The sequence below is a fragment of the Candidatus Phytoplasma ziziphi genome (assembly GCF_003640545.1).
In the GTDB taxonomy this organism is placed as follows: domain Bacteria; phylum Bacillota_I; class Bacilli_A; order Acholeplasmatales; family Acholeplasmataceae; genus Phytoplasma; species Phytoplasma ziziphi.
Genome location: NZ_CP025121.1, coordinates 119678 through 133109 on the forward strand (window position 1 = coordinate 119678; position 13432 = coordinate 133109).

General features: G+C 21.3%; 11 protein-coding genes. 7 read left to right on the forward strand and 4 right to left on the reverse strand.

Annotation, left to right across the window (positions count from 1 at the left end):
* Positions 1–45: 45 nt before the first annotated feature.
* Together CWO85_RS00655 and CWO85_RS00660 are read right to left on the reverse strand one after the other, a co-directional pair.
* Positions 46–1740: a ribonuclease J gene (locus CWO85_RS00655; protein ID WP_121463782.1), complete on the reverse strand. Its 1695-nt coding sequence runs from the start codon at positions 1738–1740 to the stop codon at positions 46–48.
* Positions 1741–1783: 43 nt separating this feature from the next.
* A complete protein-coding gene (locus CWO85_RS00660; RefSeq protein ID WP_121463783.1) occupies positions 1784–3466 on the reverse strand; it encodes a ribonuclease J in 1683 nt (560 codons plus the stop codon).
* A gap of 111 nt (positions 3467–3577) precedes the next feature.
* Here CWO85_RS00660 and recU point away from each other — a divergent pair, with 111 nt between their 5' ends.
* Positions 3578–4123 (forward strand): Holliday junction resolvase RecU, encoded by a 546-nt coding sequence (gene recU, locus CWO85_RS00665; protein ID WP_121463784.1) that lies wholly within the window; start codon positions 3578–3580, stop codon positions 4121–4123.
* Positions 4124–4151: 28 nt separating this feature from the next.
* On the opposite strand, the gene CWO85_RS00670 is transcribed toward recU, so the two are convergent.
* Positions 4152–4787: a hypothetical protein gene (locus CWO85_RS00670; RefSeq protein ID WP_121463785.1), complete on the reverse strand. Its 636-nt coding sequence runs from the start codon at positions 4785–4787 to the stop codon at positions 4152–4154.
* A gap of 870 nt (positions 4788–5657) precedes the next feature.
* Here CWO85_RS00670 and CWO85_RS00675 point away from each other — a divergent pair.
* The 6 genes from CWO85_RS00675 (at position 5658) to CWO85_RS00695 (ending at position 12218) form a co-directional block, all read left to right on the forward strand.
* The gene (locus tag CWO85_RS00675; protein ID WP_121463786.1) at positions 5658–6365 is read left to right on the forward strand and encodes a hypothetical protein; all 708 of its coding nucleotides are present in this window, start codon (positions 5658–5660) and stop codon (positions 6363–6365) included.
* Between the two features lie 211 nt (positions 6366–6576).
* A complete protein-coding gene (locus CWO85_RS00680; protein ID WP_121463787.1) occupies positions 6577–7152 on the forward strand; it encodes a hypothetical protein in 576 nt (191 codons plus the stop codon).
* Positions 7153–7349: 197 nt separating this feature from the next.
* The gene (locus CWO85_RS00685) at positions 7350–7982 is read left to right on the forward strand and encodes a hypothetical protein (RefSeq protein ID WP_121463788.1); all 633 of its coding nucleotides are present in this window, start codon (positions 7350–7352) and stop codon (positions 7980–7982) included.
* A gap of 102 nt (positions 7983–8084) precedes the next feature.
* The gene (locus CWO85_RS00690) at positions 8085–9452 is read left to right on the forward strand and encodes an AAA family ATPase (protein WP_121463789.1); all 1368 of its coding nucleotides are present in this window, start codon (positions 8085–8087) and stop codon (positions 9450–9452) included.
* Positions 9453–9574: 122 nt separating this feature from the next.
* Positions 9575–11218: a coiled-coil domain-containing protein gene (locus tag CWO85_RS03575; RefSeq protein ID WP_152031097.1), complete on the forward strand. Its 1644-nt coding sequence runs from the start codon at positions 9575–9577 to the stop codon at positions 11216–11218.
* Positions 11219–11294: 76 nt separating this feature from the next.
* A complete protein-coding gene (locus CWO85_RS00695; protein WP_121463790.1) occupies positions 11295–12218 on the forward strand; it encodes a hypothetical protein in 924 nt (307 codons plus the stop codon).
* A 114-nt stretch (positions 12219–12332) separates the two neighbouring features.
* On the opposite strand, the gene CWO85_RS00700 is transcribed toward CWO85_RS00695, so the two are convergent.
* Positions 12333–13301, reverse strand: coding sequence for an IS3 family transposase (locus tag CWO85_RS00700; protein WP_121463791.1), 969 nt, complete (start codon positions 13299–13301; stop codon positions 12333–12335).
* Positions 13302–13432: the final 131 nt, after the last annotated feature.

Sequence of the window (13432 nt, forward strand, 5' to 3'; positions counted from 1 at the left end):
TATAAAAATATGTAAATTATTGTAAATATAAAATAAAAGTAATTTTTATATTGTTAAAATAATAGGAATTATAATTGGTTTTCTTAAAGTTAAGTCATAAATTTTAGGAGTTATAAAATCCACAATAATCTTTTTTAATTGATTTTTATTGATTTTGTCATTTTTATATAAATAATCTTCTATTATTTTTTTAATTTCGAAAGAGAATTTTTTCATTAATTCTTTGTTGCTTTTCATGTAAATAAAACCACGTGAAAAAATCATTGGGAAATTTAATATTTTTTTATATTTTAAATTAATACTTGTGATAATAGAAAATAACCCTTCTTCGCTTAAAATTTTTCTTTCTTTTAATACGCAATTACTAAGGTCATCTGTTCCTGATTCATCAATGAAAATATTATTTGCTGCTATTTTACTATCTAATTTTTGAACAGATTGTTCATTGATACCAACTACATCTCCGTTATCTAAAATAAAAATATTTTCAGATTTAATACCGCAATCGATAGCTAATTTTTTATGAGCCATTAACATTATATGTGATCCGTGTACAGGAATAAAAAATTTAGGTTTAACTAAATTTAATATTAATTTTAAGTCGTTTTGACTCGCGTGCCCTGAAGCATGAGTATTAACAACGTCTCCGTGAATAACAACATCTACATCCATTTTGAAAAGCAAATCTAAAACTTTATTTATGCTATCTTGATTACCAGGGATTGGAGAAGAAGAGAAAATAACCGTATCTTTTTTAAATAATTTAATTTGTCTATGAATACCATGCGCCATTCTGCTAAGAGCGGCCAGCGGTTCTCCTTGCGATCCAGTACAAATTAAGGTAATATTGTGATATTTTTCTATATTATTTCCATTTACAATTGTGTCTTTTGGAATATTGAGATAACCGTTTTTGATTCCGTTTTCGACAGCTTTTTCCATACTACGTCCGAAAATAGCTATTTTTCTTTTTGTTAAAATACTAGCTTCAATAATTTGTTTGATGCGGTAAAAATTAGAAGCAAAAGTAACGATTATAATTCTTCCTTTAATTTTATAAAATAGTTGATCGATGGTTTTTCTTATTTCGTTTTCTGAAGGAATACTTTCTTTATTTTGTGCATTTGTAGAATCAGACAAAAGACATAAAATATTTTTTTTATTTAATTCCGCGAGTTTATCGTATTCCGCTAAAGGACCAACAGGTGTATTATCGATTTTAAAATCTCCTGTATAAAAAATAATTCTATCTTTATTGTTGAATACTATACCAAAAGTATCAGGGATAGAGTGATTCATTCTTATGAAAGAAATTTCTGTATTTCCGAATTTAAATTTAGAATCATTATTGTATTTTGTCATGATTCTTATATATTTATGTAATTTATGTTCGATTAATTTTGATTCAATTAAATTGAATGCTATACCAGAAACAAATATATTATTAATTTTAATTTTTTTTAATAAAAAAGGAATACCACCAATATGATCTTCGTGGCCATGCGTAACAAAAAGACCAACAATTCTATGTTCGTTTTGTAATAAATATTCATAATTAGGAATAACATAATTAATACCTAAAAAAGAATCTCCAAAAAAAGAAATACCTGAATCAATGATAAATATTTTTTGTTCGATTTCTAGAATATACATATTTTTTCCGACTTCACCTAGACCTCCTAGAGCGTAAAAAAATATATCAAAATTTTTTAATTCAGGATTTTTATTTAATAAATCCATTTGTTTATTTCCTTTATAAATTTTATTAGTTGTGATTTTAAATTTATGAATTAATAGTTATTAAAATAGGTATGATAATTGGTTTTTTTTGTGTTTTTTTAAAAATTAATTTTGATAATTCTTCTTTTAAATAATTTTTAAAATCACTCCATTTGGTTTGTCTATTTTTTGTTAAAAAATCTTCAATTAATTTAGAGAAAACAATTTTTAATTCTGATACTAATGAAGTAATTTTCGTTTTATCTAAAAAACCTTTATTAATTAATTCTATATTATTGCCTACATTTTTTTTAAATTTTAAATCTAAATTACAAGCTATTATAATAACACCATCGTTAGCTAATAATTCACGATCTTTTATAATGCAATCGTTACCTTCTAATACTGGCGTTCCATCAATTAAAAATTCTCCTAATTTGTTAAAGAAATTTTTATTAATATAAGGAGCATTTTTAAAATTATAATTCCAATCATCAGCGTTTTCAAGCATAAAAATTTTATTTTCAGGAAAATCAAAATTTTTAGCAATTTTTTTCATTTGGTATTGGTGACGATATTCTCCTGCAATTGGCAAAAGATATTTAGGTTTCAATAAATGTAAAATTAATTTGAAATTTTCTTCATAATTATAAGAAGCTGTTAATAAATCTTTTACTAATAAGTCAACGACAAAACCATGACGAGCTAAAGCATCTAGAGTTTTAGTTTGAATTTTATCAATTCCAGTTATTTCAATCGATAATAACAAAATTTTATCTTTAGGGTGTAATATCATTAATCGATCTGTTTGTTTACACATTCTTTGTAAGCGATAAAGAGGTTCAAAACGTTTTCCAACTATAATTACTACTAAATTTTTATGTTTTAAATAATCTTGCATGCCTTTTAAATTTACTAAATAACCGTTAGGAATTTTTAAGTATCTTTTTTGAATAGCGATATCTACAATTTTTTCATTTTTTCTACCTAATAAAGCTATTTTTAAATTAAATTCTACTGCGATATCGATAATTAATTGAATTTTTAGTAAATCTGGAATTAAAAAAGAAATAATAATATTATTTTGTATACTTGCAAAATAACTACTTAGAGCATATTCTAAAGCTTCGCTTTTGTGTTTTTTTGCAATATTAAAAGCTCCTTGAGAAGCGATCATTAATGCTAGAACTTTTTTAGAATTTAATTTAGATAAAGCTAAAAAATTAGTTTGAAAATTTTGATTTTTAGATTGTAAAAAGTGCATTTCACTAATATATACTAGATAACCTTCAGATGTTTCAAAAGATAAACCTAAAGTTTCTGGTAAAAAATGAGCCAATCCGAAAAAATTTACTTTTGTATCTATGAAATCAATTTCAGAATTTTCATTTACTGTTTTAAAATCTAATTTAGATATATCTAAATTTTTATGATTTTCTAAATTAGATTTCAGAATATTTATAACAAAATCAGAAGCATAAATAGGAGCTTGTAAATACTCCATTAAATAAGGAAGAGAACCAGAATGAGTTTCGAAAGCAGAAGTTATAAAAATACCTTTAATTTTTTTTTTTATTTTTTCTAAAGCAGTATACTCAGGAATTATAGAATCTATTCCGCGCATAGACATATTAGGATATTTTAATCCTGAGTCTAAAACAAAATAAGAGGAACTGATTCTTAATAAATATAAATTTTTTCCATTTTCGCCTATTCCTCCTAAGACTGATAAACCAATTTCTTGCATATGCGATAAAACTCCTAATAAAAAATTTTTATAATATAAAATATTATTAGTTTGTTATTAATAAAAAACTGACAATATTTTTAAAAATATAGAGAAAGTAAAATAATAAAAATGCTTAAATATCCTTTTCAAAAAAAACACATAAATAAATCTAATTTAGGTATGAATTTAGAACGAGATATTAATTTAACTAATCTATTTTATCAAGATAAAAAAATTGCTTTAATTTATAAAAATGCAATACCGATTCAAGTTGTTAAAGTTGATTATTCTTCTAGGCAAAGAGCTAAAATTATTGAAGCTTATTATCATTCAAAATCTTTACCTGATTATCAAGGTATTTATCGCGGCAGATATTTATGTTTTGATGTTAAAGAAACTAATAATAAAACTAGTTTTTCTTTATCTAATATACCTCCACATCAAATACAAAAATTACAACTTATAGAACAATTTCATGGCATCGCTTTTTTTATTATTAATTTTAAAGCTAAAAATAAATATTTTTATCTTCCGATTAATTTTTTAAATGATTATATGCAAAATTCTAAAATGAAAAGTATTAATTATAAAATTTTTGAAGAAAATTTATATCAAATTCCCGTATCTTATTCGCCTAGGCTTAATTATTTGAAAATAGTAGATAATTTCATATAATAATTTACAAATTAATAAAATTTTTAGATTAAAATAAAAAAATTTCATTTTCTTTAACAAATTTTTTTATAAAAAAGATACAAATACTAATAATTAAATTAGTTATTATAATTGAAAAAAAGAAATATAAAAAAATAACTATATTACCCCCGTCATCATGATCATGGAAAATATGTTTTAAAATATGATTAGAATTTGTCTTGGGGTAAAATATAAAACTAAATATAGCATAAGAAATAATTTGAATAACTGTAATCAATAACAAACTATTTACTATATCTTTATTTTTACATAAATTATTAGAATGACTTGACCGAAACAAACCTGTCAAAGAACAAGCAATATAAGGAATTATAAATAAAAATAATAAAATACTTATTATTAGTGTTTTATCATGATTTATTTCTTTTAATAAATTATGTCCATGAAAAATATGCGAACTTTCTAAAATAATATGTATAAGAACAAATAGCAAATTAGATAAAATACTATATTTAAAACCAAAAAAAAACCCTATTAATAAAAGTGGTAATAATTCTAATTTTATTAAAGAGTTTTGACAATTAGCACCAAAAATTGGTTTAGTTAATATAAACTCCATAATTAAAGACATGGATATAAGAAAGGAAATTATAATTATTTTTCTTAATGAAATTTTATTCATTTTTTGAATTATTTTCTTTCTAAAATGTATAAAGTACGGATTAATATTTTGATTACAGTTTAAAAAATTCAAACTTATACTATTTTTTTATGTTATTTTTTTCTAAAAAATTAAAATAATTTCATAAATTTTTTTAAAAAAATTCTATTTTATAAGATGAATTATATTTTTCAATTTCTTAAATATTATAACAAATATATCGGTAAATATAAAATAAATTCGTTAATTTATTTATTTTTTACGAATAATGAATTAAATTTTAAAAGTTTTTATTTTTGAATTTATTTGTGAATATAATAATTTATTATTCGTTTTATCTCTCATTACCATAGGTAATCAAACAGTTTTTATTTATTAGAGTTCAACTTAAAAGTTAAACTCTATTTTTTTTAGCTAAAGTAAGTAGTTATTTATATATGGTATTAACATATAGTTAATAAACAACAATTTAACTAATCGCCAATTTTAAAACAAAATTAGTAATAACAAGGAACTAAAAAAAGAGCAAGCACGGAATAAAACGTTCTTTTTTAAATTGATATGTTTTATTTTGTTTAATTTCTAAATATTTTTCTAATAAATTGTTTTCTTTTAAAATATAAATATCCTTTAGGACAACTTGTTTTTTCATTTGTATTTAATAACATAAATAAAATGTCTCCTTAATTTAGGTAAAAAAAATAAATTTTAACTTTAAAATCAAAATTCTTAAAAATCCAAATTCTTTAAATTAATTATGGCATTTTTTATTGCATCCTATATTTTAAACATTTTTTCTTTTTATTATTTAAAGAAAAAATTATTTATTATAATTTTTTTTATTATTTTTTATCGTCAAGGATAAATAAAAATAAGATAAGGAAATTATATATGGTGAAATATATTAAAAATTATTTAGAAATAGAAAATGAAATTAATCAATTATTTGAAATTTATTCAAAAGAAAATTATAAAAATAATTTTATTCGTGAAAAAATATTTTTATTATTTTATGAATATGTAATTTTAAATATCATTTATAAAATCAAATATTATCCTAGAATTTTAGAAATAAAAGATTTGGTAAACGAAGGGACTTTGGTTATTGATAGTGCATTAATTAATTATATTCATAAAGAATATAAATGTGATTTTGTCACTTTTGCTAAAGGAAAAATTAGGCAAGAAATTGATAAATTAATTCGTTTGAGTTATTCTCCTTCGATTCCTATAAGAATTTATAATGATAATAAGAAAAATAGAAAATTAAATAAAAATATTGAAATTTTATCATCTCAATATATCGAAAAAGAGATTATTATACAAAATGATTATAATCCCTATTTTCCTAAAATTTTAGATCCTCATCAAATATATATAAAAAAACTTAATCATGAAATATTTTTAAATAAAATAAAAAAAATATTAAATTCGTTTGAATATCAAGTGTTGATATATAGTTATGGAATTTCAAAAGAAAATGATTCTTATCAGTATGTTTTAGATGATAAAGAAATATCATCAAAATTAAATATAACAAAAAAACAAATTTATAAATATAGAGAAAAAGCTATTTCTAAAATTAAATTTCATAAATAAAAATATATCAATTTTAATTTTTAATTTAATAAAATTTTTTTATTAAATTAAATTTGATTTTTATAAGTAAAAAATAAATATTATGACCTGAGCATGTCTTAAAACTACTTATATTTATTTCAATTTATTAAAAAAATAATTTTAATAAATTGAATTTTTTTTCTTTATTTTTTAATTTTTTTAAATAATTAATTAAAAAAGGGGATAAAAAATGGAGCAAAGAGAAAATCAAGAAAAAGAAAGCAGATTTAAAAACTTAAGTGTATTTGGGCAACAGTTAAATTCGATTTTAATGCAAATTGTTGTTGTTTGTTTGGTATTAAATATTTATAAAGAATGGGATTCGGAAAAAATTAAAAAATTTAATATTTCTCTTTTGTTTTTTCTCAAAAATTTTATGGCTTTTCATTTCCAAATAATTTTATTAAATAAATTTTGGAATCGTTTAAATTTTACTAAAAAACACAATGACCTTGTTCCACCAGATATTAGTTTGTTACATGATAGAGCCAAAAATAAAGTATTGACAGATGAAGAATATCAAGATAAATTATTAAATGAGTTAGAACAAGATTATCAAAAAATATTCAAAGAAGACACTAATAAACTTATTTCTGATTTTATTTCGCAAACAATTTTAAATAATTTAAATGAGGTTAATGATAATAAAGATAGAGATATTATATCTAATAATGAAGATTCTGACAACAATAAATCTAATACCAAAGATTTGATCGAAAATCAATCTAATAACGCAAATTCTAATAATAATGAACCCAATGAATAATTTTTTGAAATAAAAAAATATTTTACATTTTTAAAAAAATTTGAAATAAATATTGAAAGAAACTAAATTTATTAGTTTCTTTATTTTTTTATATTTTATTTTTCAAAATTTTATTATTAATTTGAATATGGAAATTCTTATTTAATAAATTTATTTATATATAAGTTTTGTAAATCTAAAGAAAAGGTTTTATATTAATGAAAATAAATCAAAATCAAGTAAATACAAATAAATTAAAAATTTTTATTGTTTTTTTTATTTTAACAATTATATTTTCGGTAATAGCGGTTTCTATTTATTTTAGTCAAAAAAGAAAAGACGAAATTAAATTAGAAAGTAATTTTCCTATTTTCAAGGTAGAACTTTTAGGCGGTAATAATCAAAATAAATATCTTATACCGTTTTCGATTCCTAATTTAAATAAAGATAAATATGAACATTTAATAAATATTGAACATAGTGTTATTTTAAGTTCGCAAAGCATGGAAATTAAAGACCCTTTGTTTTTAAAAATTGAAATATTTTTCGATACTCAAAATACCTTTCAAAATCCAGAAAAATATTTTGATTATCAAATTATTACGACTAAAGATAAAGAAGAAGCTAAAATTTATTCTCCCGAAGCTAAACCTCAGTATTCAGCGATGCATCCAAACGAAACACAAACTATCAAAATTAATACTCAAATTCAACAAAAAGATCTTATTTTGGCTAAAAATCCCAAACTTTTTTTAGTTTATGATTATGAATTAGTAGATAAACAAGGGAAAATAATTACTGGTGGTTCGAATATTGTTTCAAATAAAACATCTAATATTGTGCATAATTAATTTTAAATTTTTGTCTGATAATTAAAATGATATTTTTATTTTTTCAAAACAAACGAAATTTTAAGAATTGTTAAAAATTGAAAAAAAGAAGGTTTTGATTATATGTTCGAAGAACAAGATATTAATAATATTAAAACACAAAAAAAATATTTTTTATTTTTTTGTGTTTTTTTATTTATTGTGCTTTTGATTTCTTTTGTATTAATTATTTATGTTTTAATTCACCATCAGGCGATTACTACGAACGAAAATAAAATTGAAAAAATACATAAAAATATTTTAAATTTAGAAAAATCAAATACTTCTATAAGTAGTAATTTAAAAAAACTCGAACAAGAAATAAAAGAAAAACAAGATAATAAAGATAAATTAATTACTGAAAGTGGATTATCGCAAAAGAGTATTAATAATAAAAATAAAGATATTTTATTTGAAAGTGATAATTTTAAAGTTCAAGATTATAAAAAATTTCCAAATTTACAACAATTAGCAGGTTTGAACGAAGCTAAATCTGTAGCTAAAGGTTTTGTTAATTTTTTTCAAAATAAAAAAGCTTATGAAGATAGAGGTAAAGTAGTTATCCCCACAGGTTTAATGATGTATGGTACGCCAGGATGTGGTAAAACTATTTTTGCGGCTTCAATAGCAAGAGAAACAGAGTTACCTTTTATTGAAGTATCGTGTTCTATTTTCGCTCAAGAATTTGTAGGCAGAGCTCCGAAAATGGTGGCTGAATTATTTGATTTAGCTAGAGAAGTGGCTGTCAAAAACGGTAAAGGAGTTATTATTTTTTTAGATGAATGTGAAAATATTTTTTTAAATATTGATAGTTTAAAACCTGGTTCTGAAATTGCCAATGTTGTTAATGAATTTAAAATCCAATTAGAACCTCGAGAAGAAGATCGTCTAGAACAACCTATTTTTGTTATTGGAGCTACTAACCATATTGATGGTATAGAACCTGCTATTTTATCACGTTTTACTCATCGTATTGAATTGAAACCAGGAGATGAGGCGGAACGCCAAACTCAATTGAATGATATTTTACAACGTAATCAATTTCCTATTACTCAAGAAGCTAAAAAATATTTATTAGAGGTAATTAATAAAGCATTAGATCATTTGCCGCCGCAATATGAAAAAACAATGAATGGTCTTTTAGTAGAAAGTCCTACTCAAAATAATTACAAAAAAGCTTATCGTGTTTTAGAAAGTTTTGTTAAAGAAGCAAGTTTAAAATCTATTGATCGTGAAATTATGGCTACAAGAGAGCAAAAAGAATGTTCTAATCCGAAACACAAGGAACATTTTAAGAATAATATAATTTTTGCTGAAAATAATCAAAAAAAACAAAAAACAGATTCTATTATTTTAGAAAATTGCTGCGAATGTAAAGCGATTAATGTTGAAGATTTGCAAAAAGCTTATCAAATAATAATTGATGATACCGGTCAATCTTTAAAAAAGTAATATCTTAATAAAAATGCAGACATTTCACTTATAAAAATATAATATTGAATATTCTCTTAAGAATGATAAATTTATAAATATGACTTTATATTATGAAAATAAATAAAAAGGAGAATTAACTGATGTTATCACCTTTTAATTTTATGAATATTTTTGGAAATTTAAAAATGTATTTAACATTTTTTATAGTCGGAATAATTATTTTTTTTATCATTTCGTTAATTAATAAATTTCGCGGAAAAAAATCTTCTATGAAAGAAAATTTAATTTATCTTTCGATTATAATAGGTATTTTGTTTTTGATTTGGTTTTTTTTATTCAAAAAAGAATCTATAACAAAGAATTATGATAAATTAATTCACGAAGTGCATGAAGGTATCGATAAATATGATAATATTTGTAATAAATATCAAGGTTTAGCTTCTAATTGGGAAAAAGAACTCCAAGAAGCTGAAATAGAACTTAAAAGACTTTATGAGCTTCAAGAAATTAATGAAAAAGATAAAGAAAAAATTCAATCCATTATGACTCAAAATGAAGAAAATATTTCAAATATTAAAACACAATTAATTAATATTCATGGCGAAATTTCTATTGAAAAAGGCAAATTAAGAGATTTGGAGAAAGAAAAAGAAAAAATAGAAAAAGAAATTAAAGAAAAAGAAAAAGAATTACTAAAAGAAACCAATGAACAAAAAAAAGACAAATTATATAAAGAAATTAATATTTTGAGAGAAAAACATATCAACATAGTAGAAGAAATAACAGATACTAAAATAAAAATTAAAAAATTAGAAACAACAGAAGCATCTTTAATTAAACAGTTAAAAATAGTAGAAGATTTTAAACAACATCTAATCAAATCTATGAATGAATTAAATATAGAATTGAAAAAATTAGCATCTTATATTGTTACGGTAGAAGATAAAAAAAAAGAAATACAAAAGAATATTGATGAAGTGAAAGCTAAATTAGAGCAAATAAAAACAGAGCAAACAGCTTATAAAACTGTTAAATCTATTTTATTGACGTTAAGACAAAATGCTGATAATTGGGAAAAATCTAATGAATTTTCATGGGGGAATATAACAAGAACTTTTTTTAAAGCTTTCGATCGAGTAACTGATGTACTTACTGTTAGAACCAATTTTAATATATTATCTGATGGAAGCTTAAATTTTAAAAAAGATTCTTCTACTCAAATAAATACATCTTCAATAAATTTACCAAAAGACCATCCTATATATATCATGATAGAAAATTTGATCCAAAAAACAGGGGAAGAACCTAAAATGATAAGCACGGAAATATTAAAAATTTATATCGAAGATATCAATAAAGAATTAATGAAATTAGATACAGAATATAAGTTATACGAAGATGAATATAAAAATTATAAATTACAAAATGACAATAATAAAATTATTAAAGAAATTCGTGAATTCAAAGTAAAAACAATGAAAGAAAATAATGAAATAATAGGCGATTATAGTCGATGGATAGAAGAATACGAGATAATAACAAAAGAATTAAATAAAAAACAAGATGAAATGTTAGAAAAAGAAAATCATTTTAATAAGATAGATAATTTAGAAAAACAAAAAGATAAAATTGAAGAAAATATCGAAAATAAAGAAATAGAATATACAGAATTGCAACAACAAAATCCTAATTATGCTAAAATTCAACAAATAATTGTTGATAAAAAAAATAAAAAAATTGGTATACAATCTCCTTTATTTGAAAGAAGAAGAACAGGTAATTAATGTAAAATTATTAACATAATATTGAGAATATAATATTAATAATTGTTTATAAAAAATATATAAAGGGTATAAACAAATGTTTCTTAATAAAACTAAATTTTTTTTTATAATTTTATTATATTTAATTATTATAATTTGTTTTAAATCTATTTGGGCATGGAGTTATTTTCATATTCGTTTTGGCGAAAATATTTCGGAATCAAAAATTAATTCGTCTCAATGTCAAATTAAATTAGCTAATATTGATGAACTAATAGCAGAATGGATAAAAAATGAACCTAATATTCAAATATATGATGTAAATATTCAAGATGTATATAGTGTAAAAATTTTTTTACAAGATTATAGATATATAAATACTCAATTGGATAATCATATACCTGGTTATAATGGTTTTGGTAAATTCAATTTAAATTTTATATCTTTGAAAGACCCTCCTAAAGGATTATTAGGAGTTTATATTGTTCCTAGAGAAAATCCTTTTCAAATTAAATATTCTGAACAACAATATTCAAATACTTTAAAGGATTTATTAGACAACAACACGACCATCAAAGAAGTTTATTGTTTTTGGAATGTCAAAGAAAGAACTTTAAACCCAGATGTGAAAATTATTCATATTGTTCAACATAATGTTGCTGACGATAAAATTGCTGATTATATAAATCAATATTTAGATTCAAGAGGAATTTACAGAGAAAATAGATATATTCGAAAAGGATGTTATAATATGTCTAAACGAACAGGAATTAGTATTCCTTTGCCCAAAGGAAAATTTAATTATACAGATGTAGTTAATATTTATTTTGATGACGGAGAACGTTTTATGTGGCAGGATGACAGAGGAGAAATAGAAACTCTTTTGAATATGCCTAATGGAGCTAAAAATATTTATATTTTCAGTTTAGATAATTTAGATTATAGGCCGCCTAGACCTATGCATATACCAATGCATAAAGATATTAAGCGAGGTCAGAATTTTGGAATTTCTTTTGATTAGATTTGAATCAAATTTAAAAGTTAAACAAATTATTAAAATTATTTATTTAATTTATTAATTTATATTATGTTTTAATATTTTTGAATAATATACTACTTTATAAAATTTATCAAATTATTTTTTAAAATTTTTAAATTTTAAATATTGGAGAGGGGATTTATAATTGAATTTGGCTAATAACCAATGTTTATTATAATAACAAATAAAATTTTTTATTTTTTGTTTTAATGTTGAGAAATTTTCTTGATATAAAGAGGGTGTATTTGTTTTTAAATATCCTTTTAAGGTCCCAAAGTAAGATTCTATCATTGCATTGTCATTCGGAACGGCTTTTCTCGAAAAACTAATAAGAAAACCTTTCTTTTTTAAATAATTTTGAAATTTAACGTTTTGATAAATACTTCCTTGATCCGAATGCATAATACAAGGGGCTTTTAATTTTGGTAATTTTTGAAAAGTTTTTTTGACTAGTTCTAAATTAGGATGTTGACTCATTTCATATGCTAAAATTTGATTATTAAAACCATCCATTATAACTGATAACCAAAATTTTCCGTATTTAGTTGCAAAACAAGTTAAATCAGTATATATTTTTTCTAAAGGTTTTTTTGATTTAAAGTTCAAATTAATTAAATTATAATTTGATTCTATTTTTTTATAAAAATGTTTTTTATGATAGGGTTTTCTATATGTCATTAACCACTTATTTATACGCATGATTTGTAAAACTTTTTTGTTGTTAACTATTTCTTTGTAAGTTTGTAAATAAAGAGTTGTAATTTTGCGGTAACCAAAAGAATATTGATTTTTTTTGCATAATTTGCCTATTCTTTGTGTAATTTTATTATAATCAGTTTCTTTTTTTTCTTTTTGTGGTTTTGTTTTTTTCCAATAATAATAAGAATTTCTATTAATGTTTAATAATTTTAAAATATCTTTAGTTTTAAGATATTTTTTATAGAATTTAATTAAAATAAAAATAAATTCTCTAAAATTAGGTTTTTGATAATTAATTACTAGTTGTAATAATTCAATTTCTTTTTGTTTTATTATTTCTTTTTTTTGAATTTTTGATTTTTTCATATTTAATTTTTTCCTATTTTCGAATAAACTTTTATAAAAAAAGAAAAAAATTATAAAAATAATTTAATGTTTTTCAAATGTTTTTATATAATAAATAAGAATAAATTATTAATTTAAAAATTTATTTTTAA

Excerpts from the sequence above, each read along its gene's own strand:
- CWO85_RS00655 (WP_121463782.1), bottom strand. The coding sequence starts at position 1,740 with ATGGATTTATTAAATAAAAATCCTGAATTAAAAAATTTTGATATATTT.
- CWO85_RS00660 (WP_121463783.1), bottom strand. The coding sequence starts at position 3,466 with ATGCAAGAAATTGGTTTATCAGTCTTAGGAGGAATAGGCGAAAATGGA.
- recU (WP_121463784.1), top strand. The coding sequence starts at position 3,578 with ATGCTTAAATATCCTTTTCAAAAAAAACACATAAATAAATCTAATTTA.
- CWO85_RS00670 (WP_121463785.1), bottom strand. The coding sequence starts at position 4,787 with ATGAATAAAATTTCATTAAGAAAAATAATTATAATTTCCTTTCTTATA.
- CWO85_RS00675 (WP_121463786.1), top strand. The coding sequence starts at position 5,658 with ATGGTGAAATATATTAAAAATTATTTAGAAATAGAAAATGAAATTAAT.
- CWO85_RS00680 (WP_121463787.1), top strand. The coding sequence starts at position 6,577 with ATGGAGCAAAGAGAAAATCAAGAAAAAGAAAGCAGATTTAAAAACTTA.
- CWO85_RS00685 (WP_121463788.1), top strand. The coding sequence starts at position 7,350 with ATGAAAATAAATCAAAATCAAGTAAATACAAATAAATTAAAAATTTTT.
- CWO85_RS00690 (WP_121463789.1), top strand. The coding sequence starts at position 8,085 with ATGTTCGAAGAACAAGATATTAATAATATTAAAACACAAAAAAAATAT.
- CWO85_RS03575 (WP_152031097.1), top strand. The coding sequence starts at position 9,575 with ATGTTATCACCTTTTAATTTTATGAATATTTTTGGAAATTTAAAAATG.
- CWO85_RS00695 (WP_121463790.1), top strand. The coding sequence starts at position 11,295 with ATGTTTCTTAATAAAACTAAATTTTTTTTTATAATTTTATTATATTTA.
- CWO85_RS00700 (WP_121463791.1), bottom strand. The coding sequence starts at position 13,301 with ATGAAAAAATCAAAAATTCAAAAAAAAGAAATAATAAAACAAAAAGAA.